This window comes from Streptomyces griseobrunneus (assembly GCF_046713465.1).
GTDB lineage: Bacteria > Actinomycetota > Actinomycetes > Streptomycetales > Streptomycetaceae > Streptomyces > Streptomyces microflavus.
On record NZ_CP177080.1, the window covers coordinates 5,856,648 to 5,872,076 of the forward strand.

20 protein-coding genes are annotated in these 15,429 nt (G+C 72.2%); 14 read left to right on the plus strand and 6 right to left on the minus strand.

The window, feature by feature from the left end; translation table 11 throughout:
- Window positions 1–128: 128 nt before the first annotated feature.
- The 12 genes from ACK8N7_RS26660 to ACK8N7_RS26715 all read left to right on the plus strand — a co-directional run bounded on the left by ACK8N7_RS26660 (window position 129) and on the right by ACK8N7_RS26715 (window position 7,274).
- Window positions 129–371, plus strand: coding sequence for a hypothetical protein (locus tag ACK8N7_RS26660; RefSeq protein ID WP_500444359.1), 243 nt, complete (start codon window positions 129–131; stop codon window positions 369–371).
- A complete protein-coding gene (locus ACK8N7_RS26665) occupies window positions 361–1,656 on the plus strand; it encodes a tyrosine-type recombinase/integrase (protein WP_500444360.1) in 1,296 nt (431 codons plus the stop codon). Before ACK8N7_RS26660 ends, ACK8N7_RS26665 begins: the two co-directional genes overlap by 11 nt.
- 530 nt (window positions 1,657–2,186) lie before the next feature.
- Window positions 2,187–2,420 carry a hypothetical protein gene (locus tag ACK8N7_RS26670; protein WP_403208477.1) on the plus strand — a complete coding sequence of 78 codons (234 nt, stop codon included), beginning with the start codon at window positions 2,187–2,189 and terminating at the stop codon, window positions 2,418–2,420.
- Window positions 2,417–2,656, plus strand: coding sequence for a hypothetical protein (locus tag ACK8N7_RS26675; protein ID WP_403208479.1), 240 nt, complete (start codon window positions 2,417–2,419; stop codon window positions 2,654–2,656). Before ACK8N7_RS26670 ends, ACK8N7_RS26675 begins: the two co-directional genes overlap by 4 nt.
- A 72-nt stretch (window positions 2,657–2,728) precedes the next feature.
- Window positions 2,729–2,974 (plus strand): hypothetical protein, encoded by a 246-nt coding sequence (locus ACK8N7_RS26680; RefSeq protein ID WP_043972032.1) that lies wholly within the window; start codon window positions 2,729–2,731, stop codon window positions 2,972–2,974.
- Between the two features lie 114 nt (window positions 2,975–3,088).
- Entirely contained in the window at window positions 3,089–3,421 is a 333-nt protein-coding gene (locus tag ACK8N7_RS26685) for a TraR/DksA family transcriptional regulator (protein WP_403208481.1), read from the plus strand.
- A 133-nt stretch (window positions 3,422–3,554) separates the two neighbouring features.
- A complete protein-coding gene (locus tag ACK8N7_RS26690; protein ID WP_403208482.1) occupies window positions 3,555–4,196 on the plus strand; it encodes a GNAT family N-acetyltransferase in 642 nt (213 codons plus the stop codon).
- A 131-nt stretch (window positions 4,197–4,327) separates the two neighbouring features.
- A complete protein-coding gene (locus ACK8N7_RS26695) occupies window positions 4,328–4,546 on the plus strand; it encodes a hypothetical protein (protein ID WP_403208484.1) in 219 nt (72 codons plus the stop codon).
- A gap of 184 nt (window positions 4,547–4,730) precedes the next feature.
- Complete coding sequence (locus ACK8N7_RS26700; RefSeq protein ID WP_403208486.1) at window positions 4,731–4,979, plus strand: DUF8108 domain-containing protein; 249 nt, start codon at window positions 4,731–4,733, stop codon at window positions 4,977–4,979.
- A 132-nt stretch (window positions 4,980–5,111) separates the two neighbouring features.
- A complete protein-coding gene (locus tag ACK8N7_RS26705) occupies window positions 5,112–5,561 on the plus strand; it encodes a DUF7144 family membrane protein (protein WP_403208488.1) in 450 nt (149 codons plus the stop codon).
- 1 nt (window position 5,562) lies between these two features.
- Window positions 5,563–6,939 carry a DUF1254 domain-containing protein gene (locus tag ACK8N7_RS26710; RefSeq protein WP_403208490.1) on the plus strand — a complete coding sequence of 459 codons (1,377 nt, stop codon included), beginning with the start codon at window positions 5,563–5,565 and terminating at the stop codon, window positions 6,937–6,939.
- 98 nt (window positions 6,940–7,037) lie between these two features.
- The gene (locus tag ACK8N7_RS26715) at window positions 7,038–7,274 is read left to right on the plus strand and encodes a DUF2277 domain-containing protein (protein ID WP_403208492.1); all 237 of its coding nucleotides are present in this window, start codon (window positions 7,038–7,040) and stop codon (window positions 7,272–7,274) included.
- Window positions 7,275–7,293: 19 nt separating this feature from the next.
- On the opposite strand, the gene ACK8N7_RS26720 is transcribed toward ACK8N7_RS26715, so the two are convergent.
- Window positions 7,294–8,076: a DedA family protein gene (locus tag ACK8N7_RS26720; protein WP_403208494.1), complete on the minus strand. Its 783-nt coding sequence runs from the start codon at window positions 8,074–8,076 to the stop codon at window positions 7,294–7,296.
- A 327-nt stretch (window positions 8,077–8,403) separates the two neighbouring features.
- Here ACK8N7_RS26720 and ACK8N7_RS26725 point away from each other — a divergent pair, with 327 nt between their 5' ends.
- On the plus strand, window positions 8,404–9,090 hold the full coding sequence (locus ACK8N7_RS26725; RefSeq protein ID WP_500445850.1) for a superoxide dismutase family protein: 687 nt from the start codon (window positions 8,404–8,406) through the stop codon (window positions 9,088–9,090).
- Between the two features lie 213 nt (window positions 9,091–9,303).
- Here the strand turns inward: ACK8N7_RS26725 and ACK8N7_RS26730 are convergent, their stop codons facing one another.
- The 3 genes from ACK8N7_RS26730 to ACK8N7_RS26740 form a co-directional block, all read right to left on the minus strand.
- Window positions 9,304–9,750, minus strand: a complete 447-nt coding sequence (locus ACK8N7_RS26730; RefSeq protein ID WP_403208498.1) for a DoxX family protein — start codon at window positions 9,748–9,750, stop codon at window positions 9,304–9,306.
- 114 nt (window positions 9,751–9,864) lie between these two features.
- Window positions 9,865–11,559 (minus strand): alkaline phosphatase D family protein, encoded by a 1,695-nt coding sequence (locus ACK8N7_RS26735; protein ID WP_403208500.1) that lies wholly within the window; start codon window positions 11,557–11,559, stop codon window positions 9,865–9,867.
- A gap of 82 nt (window positions 11,560–11,641) precedes the next feature.
- Window positions 11,642–12,286 (minus strand): HNH endonuclease family protein, encoded by a 645-nt coding sequence (locus ACK8N7_RS26740; protein WP_403208502.1) that lies wholly within the window; start codon window positions 12,284–12,286, stop codon window positions 11,642–11,644.
- A gap of 251 nt (window positions 12,287–12,537) precedes the next feature.
- Here ACK8N7_RS26740 and ACK8N7_RS26745 point away from each other — a divergent pair, with 251 nt between their 5' ends.
- Window positions 12,538–13,272, plus strand: a complete 735-nt coding sequence (locus ACK8N7_RS26745; protein ID WP_403208504.1) for an ABC transporter permease — start codon at window positions 12,538–12,540, stop codon at window positions 13,270–13,272.
- A gap of 46 nt (window positions 13,273–13,318) precedes the next feature.
- Here ACK8N7_RS26745 and ACK8N7_RS26750 read toward each other — a convergent pair whose 3' ends face one another.
- On the minus strand, window positions 13,319–13,981 hold the full coding sequence (locus ACK8N7_RS26750; RefSeq protein ID WP_403208506.1) for an HAD-IA family hydrolase: 663 nt from the start codon (window positions 13,979–13,981) through the stop codon (window positions 13,319–13,321).
- 165 nt (window positions 13,982–14,146) lie between these two features.
- Complete coding sequence (locus tag ACK8N7_RS26755; protein WP_500444361.1) at window positions 14,147–15,307, minus strand: peptidoglycan-binding domain-containing protein; 1,161 nt, start codon at window positions 15,305–15,307, stop codon at window positions 14,147–14,149.
- Window positions 15,308–15,429 lie beyond the last annotated feature (122 nt).

The following is a 15,429-nucleotide window of genomic DNA, read 5'->3' on the forward strand; positions in this document are numbered from 1 at the left end:
GTCGTCATCTCCTGTAACAGTGGTCGCATTCTCAACCACTCAGGGGTACGGTCGTGCTCACGGCCGTTGCCCTCCCCCTTCGGCCGCAGGTTCCCATCCCGCCTGCGTACACGGGGGTCAGCATGTGCATGCGCGTCCGCTTCGCGTCGATCGGTACGGCTCCGCCGTTCGACGCCACCACCCAGACCATCGCCCTGCCGCCCGGCCTCGACCGCGAACACACGGTCACCGCCGCACGGGCGATTCTTATCGAACTCGCCGTGCCACAGCCCCTGTTCGGTGCACGCTGCTTCTGTGGGGAGCCGCTCGACCTGGCCCCTCGCATTCCACAGCAGAGGACAGGAGAGCAGGCGGTGACCCATGGCGCGTAAGCCGATCAACAACCCACGCCAGATCAGATCCAAGAACTGCGGATGCACGCTGTGCATGGAGGAGTACCCGCCAGCCAAGCACGGCGAGCGCAAGGCCCGGCGCGACTGCATCGGCAGCTGGCAGGCCCGCTACCGCGACCCCACCGGGAAGCAGACAGCGCGGAACTTCAAGAAGAAAACCGGCGACGACGGAGCCGACGCCTTCCTCGACAAGATCCGCACCGCAGTCCGAGACCGCACCTACCGTGATCCAAAGCGCGGCAAGATCACCCTCGCCGAATGGTGGGTGGAGTGGTGGGAAGTCCAGGAGAAGAAGGGGCGCATCACCACCCGGAACCGGAAGCAAGGGGTGTGGAAGAACCACATCGCCAAGAAGTGGGGCGGGTACAGGCTCATCGACCTGGAGTACATGGAACTTCAGCGGTGGCTCAGCAAGGACGTGAAGGGGCACGAGAGCCAGAAGCGGTGCAAGGAGCTGCTGACCGCGCTGCTTGACGCCGCAATCAAGGACGGCGAGCGGATCTCCATCAACCCAGCGCTGCACCTGGAGATCACCACCCCCCGGGTGGAAAAGCACCCCGACGACCTGAAGCCGCCGACCGAGGCGCAGTACGCACTCATCCACGCCGCGCTTCCCGCGTACTACCAGGTGATCCTCCGGGACTTCGCCCACGAGACCGGCATGCGGCCGGGGGAGTATGCCGGTCTCCGGCTTCACTGCGTGGACGAGGAGGAGATGCTCGTCCACATCAAGGAGATCCTTGTCCTCGACAAAGGCAAGCTTCGGCGCCAGGCGGCGCCGAAGACAAAGGCCGGGTTCCGTACAGTGCCCCTCACCCCAACGGCCTTCGGGGCGATCCAGTTCATGAAGGAGAAGTGGAAGCCGCACGCGACCCGCTCGCGGATCGGAGACGGGTCCGACCTCGCGGTGGCCGAGCTGGTATTCCGCGGGCCCCGTGGGCAGGCGCTGAACGCCAACAACATGTCGAAGCGGCCTTGGCGAAAGGCCATCACGCAGGCCGGGGTCGCGCGCGAGGTCGTCAACCCGGAGACGGGGCACGTTGAGTGGTGGCCGCGGATCTACGAGTACCGGCACCGGGTGACGTCGGTGCTACACCACGCGGGCATCTCCGAGAAGGACGCCCAGTCAGTGCTCGGCCAGGAGCGCGGTGGCCGGGTGACGTGGGTCTACACGCACGAGAGCGAGGGCGCGCGCGAGAACGTGCGGGCGGCGCTCACCGGTCGTAGTGGACTTCGGGTCGTGCCGGAGCAGGAGTCGGCGTGAGTCCACGAAGAGTCCACAAACCCCCCTCGGGAGTTCTCGGAAGGTCTCGGGAATTCCGTGATTCGGAGGGGTGGAATGCCTTCCGGTACTCTCGGAAGCTCTCGGAACTTCTCGGCGGTTTCACGCCTATTCGACGGATGCTCTTACAAAGCAGATGTCGGCGGTTCGAAACCGTCCGCGCCCACCGGTCAGAACGCCCCCGCAGCGAGCCGCTGCGGGGGCGTTGACCGTTGACGACCACCTGCGGCGAGTGCTCCGACGCGAGGTCATCGGGACTCTGTCGGCCTTCGTTGCCGACAGCGGGCAGCCGTGTCGTGTCCGGTCTGCCGACATCAGCACATGAAGCCAACTCGGCTCACGATTTAGCCTGTTCAGCATCATGGATACGAGGTGCGGCCCACCTATGGGGTGTGCCGCACGAGCTGGAAGGGATGGCGAGCGACCTGGACGGCACAGCCCACGCAGGCTCCTCCTCCGCGCACCAGGGGGTTGCGGGTGCAGACCGCTCCAACCCTCGTGCGGCCCTGTTGATGTCGTTGGTCCTCGGGCTGCTCCTGGGCGCGCTGTCGGCGTTGGTGATGTTTCCGGCTGCGCAGCACCTGCGCTCCCTCCAGGACGGTGAGCGGGCACAGGCGACGCGGTACGCGAGCGGCGCGTGCATGGCGGGCCAGTGCGAGGTCGAGTTCGAGGCCGGTGGGCGGACCGTGGTGGCGGATCTGCCGGTGGGCAGCGGGGCGGCAGGAGCTCTGTCGGCGCCCGCATGACCGTCCGGTACCAGGCGGACGACCCCAAGATCGTCGCCCGCGAAGCGGATGTCGGGGGCGGCGGGGCAGTCGTGCTGGCGGTGCTGTCGGACGGGATCTCCCTGCTCTTCCTGCTGGTCTCGGCCGTGGCGGCGGTCTTCGTGGTGCGGCAGTGGCTCGCGGCCCCGAGGCCGGGCCGCACTCCGCAGGACGGGCAGCGGCACGACGGGGACGAGGCCGAGCCGCTCGGCACCTGACACGGGGTGCCGATCCCCTGTTCCCTGGCCGCTGTGGTCAACAAAGCGGCGGGTGAGGCGCACACTGGCGGTATGCCCCTACCCAGAACGCATCACTGCTCGGCCTGTTCGGACGGCTCCGCGACCGGCGACGTCCTTCACGAGGACCTCGTGGTCGGGGCGCCGCTGTCCATGGAGGAACTGACCGACGCGCAGCGTCTCGACCGGTTCGCGCTCAAATACGCGCACGACGGTTGCCAGGTCAGAGAGGTCCGGCAGGTCCCGCACGACACCTTGAGCGGCTACGCCTGGTCCGTCCGCTTCAGCGAGGGTTCGTAGCGCATCCACGGGTGGAATGGGGGCTCCCGGCCCCGCGTTGTGCAGTGAGTGACCGATGACATCCGTGGTGACCCGTACGTTCCGCACGAGCGCGAAGCGGTACGGAGGCGGCTCGTGGCGGAACACGCCGACACGAGCGAGCGGATGGCGGCCTTGAGCCGTGACTTCGACGCCATCGTCGAGGCGAACGCCCTGGTGGCCGTCGACGACGAGCACGACCCCGAGGGGGCGAGCACTGCCTTCGAGCGGGCACATGTCGCCGCCCTCCTGGCCCAGGCACGGGAGCACCTGGCCGAGCTCGACCTGGCCGTGGAGCGGCTGGAGGCCGGCGACTACGGGCGCTGCGAGGAGTGTGGCGAGTCCATTCCGGCGGCCCGGCTGGAAGTGCGTCCGGCGGCTACCACCTGCGTCGGCTGTGCCGGCGGGAGCGCGGAGCGTCGGCGTTGAGTGTGCGGGTCGGACCGATGATGAGCGTGCGGGTCGGACCGGTGTTGAGTGTGTCGGGCGGGCCCGTGTCCAGCGTGCCGGCGTCCTGCGGGCGCAGTCGGGCGGGAACGGCGAACGGGGAGAGGCACAGCCGATGGGGCAGACCCTTGCGGAGATCTTGGACGGGGCCGCGTACGGCCGGTTCCCGGCGGCCGACGGAAGTACCACCGTGGTGGCCGCGCCGAGCGGGCGGGACAGCGGGGTGATCGCCTTCACCGCGCACTCGGTGGTGTTCACCGACGAGGACCCCGCGTGGGTCCACGCCACCCTGGACTCCCTGGAGTGCGACGCGCTGGCCGCCACGATGCACCCGCGCTTCCTGCACGCGTTCCTGGAGCGGACCGGCCGGACCACCGACACGATCGACCTCCTCACTGTCGCGCCCGCTCTGCCCGGCGATCCTCCGCCGGAGCTGCGGGAGATCACCGACCCCGTCCACCCCCGCGTGGTGAGCGCGCGCCGACGCCGTGACGGGGTGCGTGTGTGGGCCGTCGACGGTGGGGTGCTGGTCCTCGGACGGGGTGTGGCGGGCCGCTGGGAAGTGGCCGTCGAGCTGGACGAGGACGCCCGGCACCGGGGTCTCGGGCGGGCCCTGGCCACCGCCGCCCGCCATCTGGTGCCCGACGGCGAACCCCTCTGGTCGCAGCAGGCCGCGGGCAACGCGCGCAGCATCAGGGCGTTCCAGGCCGCCGGGTTCCGGCCGGTGGGCTCGGAGGCGTTGCTGCTCGGCCGGTAGGGGGGAGTGCGCTGTGCGCCTCCGCCTACCGACCGGGGGCGTTGACATGGCTCCCGCCGCCCGGGGGCCCCGGATCCCGGCCGGCCTTCTCCCGGGATGCGCTCCGCGATCCCCCAAGGCACCGTGGAGACATGGCCGCACATCCGCCTGTGATCGTCTATCCGCCCTCCGCGACCGGAGGGCGGCGGGTCACCGTGCACGGGCAGATCGTGGGGCTGGCGCACGGGCGGGGCGAAGTGGCCGCGTTGTTGCGGGCCGCCGGGTTCGCGCCTGGGCCGGACGAGGTCGTCGAGCTGGACCGGCCGGGGCTGATCGAATGGCGCGGCGGCGACCTCGACACCTGGGCGTGAGCACGTGATGCGCCCGAAGCGTCCGGTCGTGAGCCTGTGCAAGCGCCCGAAGCGCCCGAAGCGTCCGGTCGTGAGCCTGTGAACCGCCCGAAGCGTCGCCGTACGGCATCGGAAGAGGTCTCCATCGAGCCGCCGCCCGGCTAGTACACCGCCTGGGGGCGAGCCGCCCGATGCCGCGCAGCGCGTGCTGATCCTCGACTGGGTCGTCAGCCGGCGGATCGCGAGCGGGTGGCGGGTGGAGTCGCGGTCCGGGAGCCAGGCGGTGCTGGTGCGCGGGCAGCCCGTGAACCATGTCCTGCACGCCATCCTCACCGTCTTCTCCTGCCTGCTCCGGGGGATCGTGTGGGCGGGCTTGGCGCTGGTCAACCGGGTCGAGCGGGTGGCCCTCACCGTGGACGCCCAGGGGCACATCGTCTCCGTCAGCGCTCCGTGAGCCGTCACCCGAACGGGTGCGTCCAGGTGGCTGGCCGGGGCGGCCGCGAGGAACGTCGAAGCTGATCTGCACGCACCATCAGCGCAGGTCAGGACAGCAGGCGCCCGCGCCTGTACCGGCCAAGGAGTCCCCATGTCCCAGCCCACCGCACCGACGCCCGGCACCTCCCGCCCCGCCGCATCCTCCTCCGGCAACGACTCCGGCAGCGCCTGGGCCGGCGGCGGAACGCTGTTCGCCGGTTTCCTGCTCCTCGTCGACGGTGTCCTCGGAGTGATCAAGGGCGTCGCCGGGATCGCCACCAACGACGTGTACGCGGCGGTCAACGACTACGTCTTCAAGTTCAACGTCACCACGTGGGGCTGGATCCACCTCATCCTCGGCGTGGTCCTGATCTTCGTCGGCTGGGGCATCCTCAAGGGCGCGACCTGGGCCCGGGCCGTGGGCATCGCCCTCGTCTCCCTGAACCTCATCGCCAACTTCATGTGGCTCCCGTACACGCCGATCTGGGCCGTCGTCACCATCGCCATCGACGTCTTCATCATCTGGGCCCTGTGCACCGACCACTCCAAGCGGGCGTTCTGACGTGGCAGAAAGCAACGACGCGGACCGCGTGGAGCTTGCGGACCTCGTGGACCTCGCCGCCGAGGCGTACATCTACGGATACCCCCTGGTCTACGACCTCTCCATGGTGGGGACCTCGCTCCATGACGGGTTCGGGGCGCTGGCGGCCGCCCCGTTCAACCGGTTCGCCCACTCCGAGCACCTCGCCGACCACCGGACGGAGTTCGTCTCCGTCAACAACGACACCGTCTACTCGATCGCGCAGCTCGATCTGTCCGGCGGGCCGCTGCGTCTCCACGTCCCCGACACCGGCGGCGCGTACTACGTGCTCCAGTTCGTCGACGCCTGGACGAACAACTTCGCGTACGTCGGCCGGCGCGCCACCGGCACCGGCGAGGGTGAGTGGCTGATCGTGCCGCCCGGCTGGTCCGGCAGCGTCCCCGACGGCGTACGCGGCGTGATCGACGCACCCACCGCCGTGGTCACCGTCGCAGGGCGCAACGCCTGCGACGGCCCCGGCGACCTGCCGCGCGTCCGGGCGCTCCAGGAGCAGCTCACCCTCACCCCGCTCGACGGCCGGCCCCACCGCACCGGGCTGCCCATGCCCGAGCCCGGCGTACCGGAGGAGCTGTGCTTCTTCGAGGAGCTGCGGGTGTGGATGGCCGACTTCCCGCCGTCCCCGGCCGATCAGGCCTACCAGGACCGCTTTCAGCCGCTGGGGCTGCTGGAGGAGGGGCCCTCGCCGTACGCCGCCGCGGACCAGGCTCTCGTCGGGGCGCTGACGAAGGGGCTGGAACGGGGGCGGGCCCGGGTCGAGGGGGTCAGCCGCGCCGGGACGGGCGGGGGCGCGAGGCCGGGGAGCTGGAACACGAACCCGCACCTCTTCGACTACAACCTGGACCACTTCGGCGTGGGCACGATCGACTCGCCGGAGTGGCGGATAGCCGACCGGGAGGCCTCCTACCTGGCCCGGGCCGTGGCTGCCCGCGTCGGGCTGTGGGGGAACCACGGCTACGAGGCGGTGTACGCCCAGACCTTCCAGGACAGCGAGGGCCGGCAGCTGAACGGGGCGCACTCCTACGTGCTGCGCTTCCCGGAGCCGCCGCCCGTCGAGTCGTTCTGGTCGGTGACCATGTACAACACGCCGGACTACTACCTCGTCGACAACCCGGCCGGCCGGTACTCGATCGGGGACCGTACGCCAGGCCTCGTCCACGCGGACGACGGCTCACTCACCCTGTACCTCTCCCGGGAACGGCCCGCCGACCCCGCGCGGGCGGCGAACTGGCTTCCCGCGCCCGCCGGGGACTTCCGGCCCCTGCTGCGGCTCTACACACCGGGGGCCGCCGTTCTCGACGGGAGTTACGAGATCCCCGCCGTCGAGCGGGACGGGGATTGAGCGCCGGTCGCGTGGGCGGGATGCGCGTGGGCGGGACGAGTGAACGTACCGTGGGCCGGTGCCGGGCAGTTGTCAGTGGTGCGGTCCACACTGGAGTCATGTGCCGCAGCATCAAGACCCTTCGACCGCCCGCCCTCCCCGAAGAGGCCACCGAGGAGGACATGCGGGCCGCAGCCCTTCAGTACGTGCGCAAGGTGTCCGGCTTCCGTGCGCCCGCCGTGCACAACCGGGAGGTGTTCGACCGTGCCGTCGAGGAGATCACCGCAGCCACGATGACGCTCCTGGACGGCCTGGAGATACGGGGCTCCGGCGCCCGGAGCACCGTCGAGGGCTGAATCCGCAGCTGGGGGACGCTCAGGGGGAGACCGGAGCCGGTGAGGTGGCCGGGGCGGGACCGCCCGCCTGGCCGGGCAGGGTGCCGGGGACGAGGCCCTGGACTGCCTGGACGGCGGTGGCCCCGGCGGATACGGCTGCCGCCGGTCCGGAGGAGTCCTGGTGCGCCTCCGCCGTCCCGGCCCGGGCTGCGGCCGGGCGCTTCACGACGAACGCGGCCAGCGCGCCCGCCACGAACAGGGCGAGCACCGAGACGGCCGTCCCGAACCAGGTCGAACCGAGCCACCGGCCGCCGAAGTAGCCGAGCCCCACGCTGTAGCCCGCCCAGGCCAGGCCCGCCAGGGCCGACCACGGCAGGAAGTCCCGCACCCTGCGGTGGGCGGCGCCCGCTCCGAGGGAGACCACCGAGCGGCCGGCGGGCGCGAACCGGGCGATGACGACGAGCGCCCCGCCGCCCCGGCTCAGCGCCGCGCCGAGACGTTCCTGCGCCTTGGTGAGGCGGCGTGAGCGCGCGATCGCCCGGTCCAGCCGGTCGCCCCCGCGCCAGGCGAGGCGGTACGCGACGAGGTCACCGAGCACCGAGGCGGTGGCCGCGCAGAGGATGAGCACGACGAGCGAGGGCACCTCACCGGTCGCGTCCCCCGAACCGTTGACGCCGGTCGAGCCCGCGGCGGCCGCGGTGGCGGCGGTGATCACGAGAACCCCGCTGGGCAGCAGAGGGAGAAAGACGTCCAGGAGCACCGAAGCGGCGACCACCACGTAGATCCATGGGCTGCTGGTCAGTGCGCCCAGACTCTCAAGCACCCGTCTACTCCCCGTTCGTGTCAACGCCGCGACGTCGCAGGGGAGCGGCATGGGCGGCATGTTCAGCTGTACAGCGTACGCGTGAGAGCTCCGCGCAGATCGCTCAGGGGCGGGTGATGTTGTGCGGGTCACGTACACCTCGTGGGCGGTACGCGCGTTAGGGAGGCGAAGGCGACCGGCACGAGCGAGGAGCAGCAGCACATGACGGCACAGGTGGATGGGTCAGCAGCAGGGGCTGTAGGGGCCGCAGGGGCGGAGTCGGGGCGGACGTCACGGGTGCCGGGGACGGTACGGAGGCGGGCGCTGGTCGGCGCGGTGGCCCTGGTGATGCTCGCCGGCGGTGTCTCCATCGCCCATGGCGCGGCGGACGGCACGGACGGGGCGCCCGCTCCGGACGCCGGAGGGCACGCGGCCCACAGCGCAGGGAAGGCCGGCGGGAGCGGGGAGACGAGCGGGACCGGGAAGGCGAGCGGCGACGGCAAGGCGGGCGGGGCGGGGGCGGCGAACGGTTCAGGGAAGGCCAGTGGGGCCGGGGAGGCCGGGCTGGTCGGTGGTGCCTCGCGGAGCGGCGGGTTCTGGATGCGGGCCGACGGGGTCTTCTCCCCGCCCGGCTCCTTCGTCCCGTCCGACGCCCTCACGTACGACACCGGCCTGGTGCCGGCCGCCGCGCGGATCGAGGTCACGCAGTACGCCGACCGGTCCGCCACCCGTGTCGGCACCCGGCTGCGCGGCCTCGTCCCGAACCGTGCGTACGGGATGCACGTGCACACCTCGCCCTGTGGAGCCGACCCCGTGTCGGCGGGGCCGCACTACCAGCACCGCACCTCGGCCACCGCGGACCCGGTCAACGAGGTGTGGCTGGACTTCCGCACCGACGGGAACGGGGGCGGCGAGGCGGAGGCCCGGCACGACTGGGGGTTCAGGGAGGGCGGCGCCCGGTCGGTGATCGTTCACGACGCGCAGGGCGGCGCGGGGAAGCGGGTGGCCTGCTTCACGGTGCCGTTCGCGCCCTAGGCGCCCGGCCCGCGACCCGGAGGAACGGCCCGTGCCCTGGGTGCTCGGCCCGTGCCCCGGGGCGCTCGCCCCGCACCCTGGGCGTGAGGACGGGAGTACGGCGGTGCCCCGCCCGACGCGACAGTCGCGTCGGGCGGGGCACCGTACCGTCCGGGGCCCGGCCACCGGGTCGGCGCCGGTGGGGGTGTGCCGGGTTCCCGGAGTACCGGGGCGTCAGACCGAGACGGGCGTGGCCGGCTCGCGCCGGGGCTCCTCGGCGGCGACCCGCGTGGTGCGCGCCCCGAAGAACCGGTCCAGGGCCACGGCGCCCGGGCCGGTGAAGACCAGCAGCAGGAACGCCCAGCAGAAGAGGGCCGAGGCCTCGCCGCCGTTGCCCACCGGCATGAGCGCCTCGGGCTGGTGGACCTTGAAGTACGCGTAGGCCATCGAGCCGGAGGCGAGGAAGGCGGCGACCCGGGTGCCGAGGCCGAGGGCGACCAGGGTGCCGCAGACCAGCTGGATCAGGGCGGCGTACCAGCCCGGCCAGGCTCCGGCCTCCGCCTCGCGGCCGCCGAACAGGCCGAAGAGGGTGGAGGCGCCGTGGATGGCGAAGATCAGGCCGATGATGAAGCGGAAGAGGCCGAGCGCATAGGGCTGGGCCCCGTTCAGGCGGATGAGCATGGGGGGTGGGCTCCTTCGGTCTGGGTGGGGACGTGAACCGACTGAGCGCCTCAGGTTAGGGAAACCTCACTAGTACTTGCAAGTTCAACATTCTGTCGGGTGGCTGAAAATCGACTACGGCTCCTTGGTGAGTGAACGCTCAAGAACGCTCACCAGCTGGTTGCCTCCAGCGACGGACTTGGCCTGGACCAATGTCAGCACAGAGTTCCGGCCACGCAGGGTCAGCGTCATGATCTGGTTGCCGAACCAGGGGCCGCCCGCCCTGCTCCAGGTGACCGGCGAGGGCTCCGTACGGCCGTGGCGGGTCAGCAGCCGACCGATACGCCGGCCGACCCGGCTCCAGCCGAACCGGAACCCCAGCCGGATCGACCGGGGGACCGAGTTGTGCACGGGCGAGCACGTCAGCTGGAGGACGTGGGCGTCCGGAGCGCCGCCGGGGGTGGCGGCGGGCCAGTGCGGCTCGGCGATGTAGGCGTGGTGCACGTCCCCGGACAGCACACATACCGTCGCCGGGGCGTCCGGCCCGCTCCCCGCCCGGCGGAGCAGCTCCGTGAAACGGCCGAAGGAATCGGGGAACGCGGCCCAGTGCTCCAGGTCGGCCGCCCGGCGCAGCTTCTCCCCGAAACGCGCCCAGCGCCCGCCGCGGGCGCCCGCGCACAGGGCCGCGTTCCAGGTCTCGGCGTCGTGGACGAGCGGGGGCAGCAGCCACGGCAGCGAACTGCCGATCAGGAGGTGGTCGTACGCGGCGGGGTTCTCCAGCACCCTCTCCCGCAGCCAGCGGGCCTCGTCGTCGTCCAGCATCGCCCGCCGCTCCTCGTCCAGGACGCGGGCCGCCCGGGTGTCCACCATCAGCAATTGCACTCGGCCGAAAATGCGCTGGTAGCTCCAGCGGGTCCGGGCGGGATCCGCATCGGTCTCGGCGGCGAAGCGGCGCAGCGCCTCGGTGCCGTCGGGGGAGGCCGTGACGGTGGCGTACAGGGGATCGGCCGCCAGTTCGGCGGGGGAGAGGTTGCCCAGGTGCTGGTAGACCCAGTACGACATCAGCCCGCTGACGATCCGCTCGTGCCACCAGGGTGTGGCGCGGATCTCCTCCTGCCAGGCGGCGCTGGTGTTCCAGTCGTCGATCACGTCATGATCGTCGAAGATCATGCAGCTCGGCACGGTGGAGAGCAGCCAGCGCACCTCGGGGTCGCGCCACGATTCGTCGTACAGGCAGGTGTACTCCTCGAAGTCCGCCACCTCCGCGCCCGGCGGCTCGCGCAGATCGCGCCGGGCCGCCAGCCGACGCCGCGTCGCCTCCGACGTCTCGTCCGCGTAGACCTGGTCGCCGAGCAGGAGGAGTACGTCGGGGCGTTCGGCGGCCGGGTCGGCGGCGAGGCGGGCGGCCAGGGTCACCAGGGCGTCCGGGCCCACGGGGTCGTGCCCGCCGCCGGGGGACGCGGCCCAGCGGCACGAGCCGAACGAGATCCTGACGCCGGGCCCGTCCGTCGCGGCCGCCGCCCCGTCCGCCCCCGCCACCGGGGGTGTGGTGATGGTGCTCGGAGGAAGGCGGGTGTCCTCGGGCGGCCAGACGCGCCGGTCCTCGATCAGCACCTCGTACGCCGTGGTGGTGCCGGGCGTCAGCCCCTCCACGACCACCAGCGCGTAGTGATGCCCGGCCACCGCGAAGGTCGGTGAGGCGCCCGAGGCGCCGTCCGTGCACCGGACCTCCACGGTGCACGGACGGCTCGCCTCGACCCAGACGGTCGCGGTGGACCCGCTCTCCCAGTCCACGTACCGCAGCAGTGGTCCCAGACGCAGCCCGGCCATGTGTTGCCTCCTCGCGTCAGACGTCGCGGATGAGGCTCCGTAACGTACATAACGAAGGGGGAGGGTGCACAGGTTCCGGCGGTCAGCAGCCGCTCAGCGCCGACTGCAGTGCGCTCTTCTCGGCCGCGTCCACGCTCAGGTTGTACTGGTGCTTCACGTGCACCCACGCGCGGACATAGGTGCACGTGTACGCCGTGCGCGGCGGCATCCACTTGGCCGGGTCCTTGTCGCCCTTGGCCTGGTTGACGTTGTCGGTGACCGCGATGAGCTGGGGGCGGGTCAGGTCGTTGGCGAAGGACTGCCGTTGGGCGTTGGTCCAGCTGCTGGCACCGGAGCGCCAGGCCTCGGCGAGCGGGACCATGTGGTCGATGTCGACATCGGACGCGGCGCTCCAGGTGGCGCCGTCGTACTGCGAGTACCAGCTGCCGCTGACGGCGGCGCAGGAGGCGTCCTGCTGGACGTTCGTACCGTCGCGCTTGAGGACCACTTCACGGGTGTTGCAGGCACCCGACTGGGTGATCCAGTGCGGGAACTTGTCGCGGCTGTACCCGCTGGACGAGCCCTCGGCGCCGACGGTGAGCTGGCCGAGGTAGGTGCGTGCGGTCGCCGCGCTGACCGGGGTGGGGAGGGCGGCCTGCGCGGTCGGGGCGGTCAGCAGTACGGAGGTGGCGGCGAGGGCGGCGGATGCAGCGACGACGGCTGAGCGACGCGCGTAGACACCGAACATGCGAACTCCCTTGAGGTGGGGGGTGCGTGGGCGGGCGGCATGTGGAGCCCGGCCAGCGTGGCGGTGCCAGGTTTCTTGGGGATGGGCACCAGGTAACAGCGTGACGACATGTGCACGTCACATCAAGGGGTGTGACGGGTGCGGGGGAGTGAATCAACCGCCGGGCGGGCGGCGGGAGTCGAAGGGCGCGCGGAAGGGATGCGGCGCCGTCGGTGTCCGGAGACGGTGCCGGCCGGTCCTATCGTTGCCGCGTGCTGCTTCCCGTCTCACCGGCCCTCGGGGCCGTCCTCGCCGTCCTGCTGGCCTTCGCGGCCGCCGTCGCCGCGCGCGCCGGGCTCGGCCGCTCGCGCGAGATCCTGGTGGCCGGGGTGCGGGCCGCGGTCCAACTCGCCGTGGTATCCCTGCTGATCGGCTGGGTGGCCCGGTATCTGGCCCCGCTGCTCGGCTTCGTGGCGCTGATGTTCGCCGTGGCGGCCTGGACGGCGGGGCGGCGCATCACCCGCAACAGCACCTGGTGGTGGGCGGCCGTGCCGATCGCGGCCGGGGCGCTCCCGGTGGTCGGGCTGCTGCTGGTCACCGGGCTCGTGCCGGTCCGGGGCCTGGCGCTCATCCCGGTGGCGGGCATCCTCATCGGAGGGGCGCTCACCGCGACCGTCCTGGGCGGGCGGCGGGCCCTGGACGAACTCACCACCCGTTACGGGGAGGTGGAGGCGGGAATGGCCCTCGGGATGCTCGACCGGGACGCCCGGCTGGAGATCGTACGGCCCGCCGCGTCGGACGCGCTGCTGCCGGGGCTCGACCAGACCAGGACGGTGGGGCTCGTCACGCTGCCGGGGGCGTTCGTGGGCATGCTGCTGGGCGGCGCCTCACCGGTGGAGGCGGGCGCCGTGCAGCTCTTCGTCCTGGTGGCGTTGATGGCGGTGCAGGTGGTGGCCGTCGCGACCGTTTTGGGACTGGTCGCGCGGGGGCGGCTGCACCGGGAGTGACCCTGCCCGGGGGTGGGGCGGGCCAGGGCGGGGTGTGTCGGGGGTTTCAGGCCGCGCTGATGTGCAGGCGGATCGTGCCGTCCTCGGCCGACTCCACCCGGATCTGCGTCAGGTCCTCGACATGGGCGTCCGGCGACAGGGCCGCGGCGCGCGGGCCGACGCCCACCACCCGCATCCCGGCCGCCCGGCCCGCCGCGATGCCCGCCTCGGAGTCCTCGAACACGATGCAGTCCGCCGGTCCGAAGCCCAGCTCCGCCGCACCCTTGAGGAAGCCCTCCGGGTCCGGCTTGCTGGCGCCGACCTGCTCGGCGGTGACGCGGACGGCGGGCATCGGCAGCGCGGCCGCCGTCATCCGGGCCGTCGCCAGAGCACTGTCGGCCGAGGTCACCAGAGCGTGCGGGAGGTCGGCGATCGCGGCCATGAACGCGGGAGCGCCGCCGACCGGCACCACGCCGTCGACATCGGCGGTCTCCTCGGCGAGCATCACGCGGTTGTCCGCGTAGTTCTCCTCGACCGGGCGGTCCGGAAGCAGGACGGCCATCGTGGCGTACCCCTGGCGTCCGTGGACCACCTTGAGTGCGGCCTCGGGGTCCAGTCCGTGCTTGAGGGCCCACCGGCGCCAGCAGCGCTCGACTACCGCGTCGGAGTTCACGAGGGTGCCGTCCATGTCCAGCAGGAGGGCACGTGCGGTGAGGACGGTGGCCGACATCGGCTTGCTCCAGAGCGCGGGGGATGGTGGTGCGGTACAGAGCGGCGCCCGCCCGCCGGTCAGGGAGTGCGGGCGGGAGCCACTTTGTTCCACGAAGATACAAAAACCTGGGCCGGAAAGCCAATCCCGCAGGTCCGCCCCTGCCCGGGGTCCCTGTGCGGCCGGTCAGTCGCGCCCCTGCCCGGTCGTCTCCGCCTCCAGCGCGCGCCGGGTGTTCGGTCCGTACGCGCCGACCGGGTCACCCTGGATCGCCTTGTACGACTGGTAGATCCGCACGGCGTTCTCCACCCGGTCGTTGAAGTTCCCGTCCGCATCGCCGTGGTAGAGCCACACCTCCTGGAGCCGGTTCTGCAACACGACCACCTGCGGACCCTGGTCGCCGCGCCGCAGCGAGGAAGGGGCCAGCTCCGCGGGCGGGCCGTCGGACGGCGGGGCCGGGCTCCCGCTCGGCGGTGCGGACGTGGTGCCGGGGGCCGGTGCCGCCGGGGCGGAGGCGGTCGGGCTCGGGGTGGCGCTCTGCGAGGGCGAGGCGGAGGCGGACGGCGAGGCGGATGCCGACGGGGTGGGCGAGGCCGACCTCGTACGGGACGGAGCGGCCGAGGGGGAGGGGGGCGGCGCGACGGAGGCCGCCGACCCTTCCTCGACGTCCGGGACGCTCGTGGTCGCCTCCGGCAGCGCCTCGTCCTGGCTCCCGTCCCGGTCGAAGAGCCCTCCGGCGAAGGCCGCCGTGCCGACCACCGCGGCCACCGCCGCCCCCACGGCCAGGACCGCGAAGGGGCGCCTGCGGCGCGGCTGCACGGGGTCGGGGGCGCCGGGGGCCGTCCCGAAGGCCGGCCCCGCGCCGAAGCCGGGGCCCGCGCCCATCGCGGCGGTGCGCCGCCTGCTCTCGTCGGCCGCCGGGTACGCGCTCGCGCCCAGGGCCGCGCCCGAGCCGGTACCCGTACCCATGCTCGTACGGGAATCCGTGCCCGGTCCCGGGCCGCCGCCGACCAGGTGCAGCGGCATGGTGGTGGCCGCGTCACCCGAAGCGTCCTGCACCGGCCCACCGGAGCCCGCCGCACCAGACCCAGCCCCACCGGACCCCGCCGCGCCAGAAGCACCGCCGCCCTCAGGCGCCGCACCGTCCCCCAGCGTCACGTACGGCCTGATCCGCAGCGGGTCGAAGTCCTCCGCCGCGGCCATCTCCGCCGACCGGGCCGCCCGCAGCTCATCCCCCATGAGCCGGGTCGCGCCCGTATCCGTACCGCACCGGCAGGGCACCCGGTGCTCCGTGCCGGGCTCGCCTGCCGTCCGTCTACCGCACTCCGGGCATGCGTGTCCGGTCATCGTGGGTCCCCTCCCCTTGAACTGCCTGCGATTATGCAGCCCGCTCCGGCGAAGCCCAACGCCCCATCGGCGCCCGGCAGGCCATCAAACAGCGCTCGGCAGGCCATAAGGGGGCAGAACGT

What these genes read in the sequence shown, in the direction of transcription:
- ACK8N7_RS26660 (WP_500444359.1), top strand. Translation starts at nt 129, where the DNA reads ATGCGCGTCCGCTTCGCGTCGATCGGTACGGCTCCGCCGTTCGACGCC.
- ACK8N7_RS26665 (WP_500444360.1), top strand. Translation starts at nt 361, where the DNA reads ATGGCGCGTAAGCCGATCAACAACCCACGCCAGATCAGATCCAAGAAC.
- ACK8N7_RS26670 (WP_403208477.1), top strand. Translation starts at nt 2,187, where the DNA reads ATGTCGTTGGTCCTCGGGCTGCTCCTGGGCGCGCTGTCGGCGTTGGTG.
- ACK8N7_RS26675 (WP_403208479.1), top strand. Translation starts at nt 2,417, where the DNA reads ATGACCGTCCGGTACCAGGCGGACGACCCCAAGATCGTCGCCCGCGAA.
- ACK8N7_RS26680 (WP_043972032.1), top strand. Translation starts at nt 2,729, where the DNA reads ATGCCCCTACCCAGAACGCATCACTGCTCGGCCTGTTCGGACGGCTCC.
- ACK8N7_RS26690 (WP_403208482.1), top strand. Translation starts at nt 3,555, where the DNA reads ATGGGGCAGACCCTTGCGGAGATCTTGGACGGGGCCGCGTACGGCCGG.
- ACK8N7_RS26695 (WP_403208484.1), top strand. Translation starts at nt 4,328, where the DNA reads ATGGCCGCACATCCGCCTGTGATCGTCTATCCGCCCTCCGCGACCGGA.
- ACK8N7_RS26705 (WP_403208488.1), top strand. Translation starts at nt 5,112, where the DNA reads ATGTCCCAGCCCACCGCACCGACGCCCGGCACCTCCCGCCCCGCCGCA.
- ACK8N7_RS26715 (WP_403208492.1), top strand. Translation starts at nt 7,038, where the DNA reads ATGTGCCGCAGCATCAAGACCCTTCGACCGCCCGCCCTCCCCGAAGAG.
- ACK8N7_RS26725 (WP_500445850.1), top strand. Translation starts at nt 8,404, where the DNA reads ATGCTCGCCGGCGGTGTCTCCATCGCCCATGGCGCGGCGGACGGCACG.
- ACK8N7_RS26730 (WP_403208498.1), bottom strand. Translation starts at nt 9,750, where the DNA reads ATGCTCATCCGCCTGAACGGGGCCCAGCCCTATGCGCTCGGCCTCTTC.
- ACK8N7_RS26735 (WP_403208500.1), bottom strand. Translation starts at nt 11,559, where the DNA reads ATGGCCGGGCTGCGTCTGGGACCACTGCTGCGGTACGTGGACTGGGAG.
- ACK8N7_RS26740 (WP_403208502.1), bottom strand. Translation starts at nt 12,286, where the DNA reads ATGTTCGGTGTCTACGCGCGTCGCTCAGCCGTCGTCGCTGCATCCGCC.
- ACK8N7_RS26750 (WP_403208506.1), bottom strand. Translation starts at nt 13,981, where the DNA reads ATGTCGGCCACCGTCCTCACCGCACGTGCCCTCCTGCTGGACATGGAC.
- ACK8N7_RS26755 (WP_500444361.1), bottom strand. Translation starts at nt 15,307, where the DNA reads ATGACCGGACACGCATGCCCGGAGTGCGGTAGACGGACGGCAGGCGAG.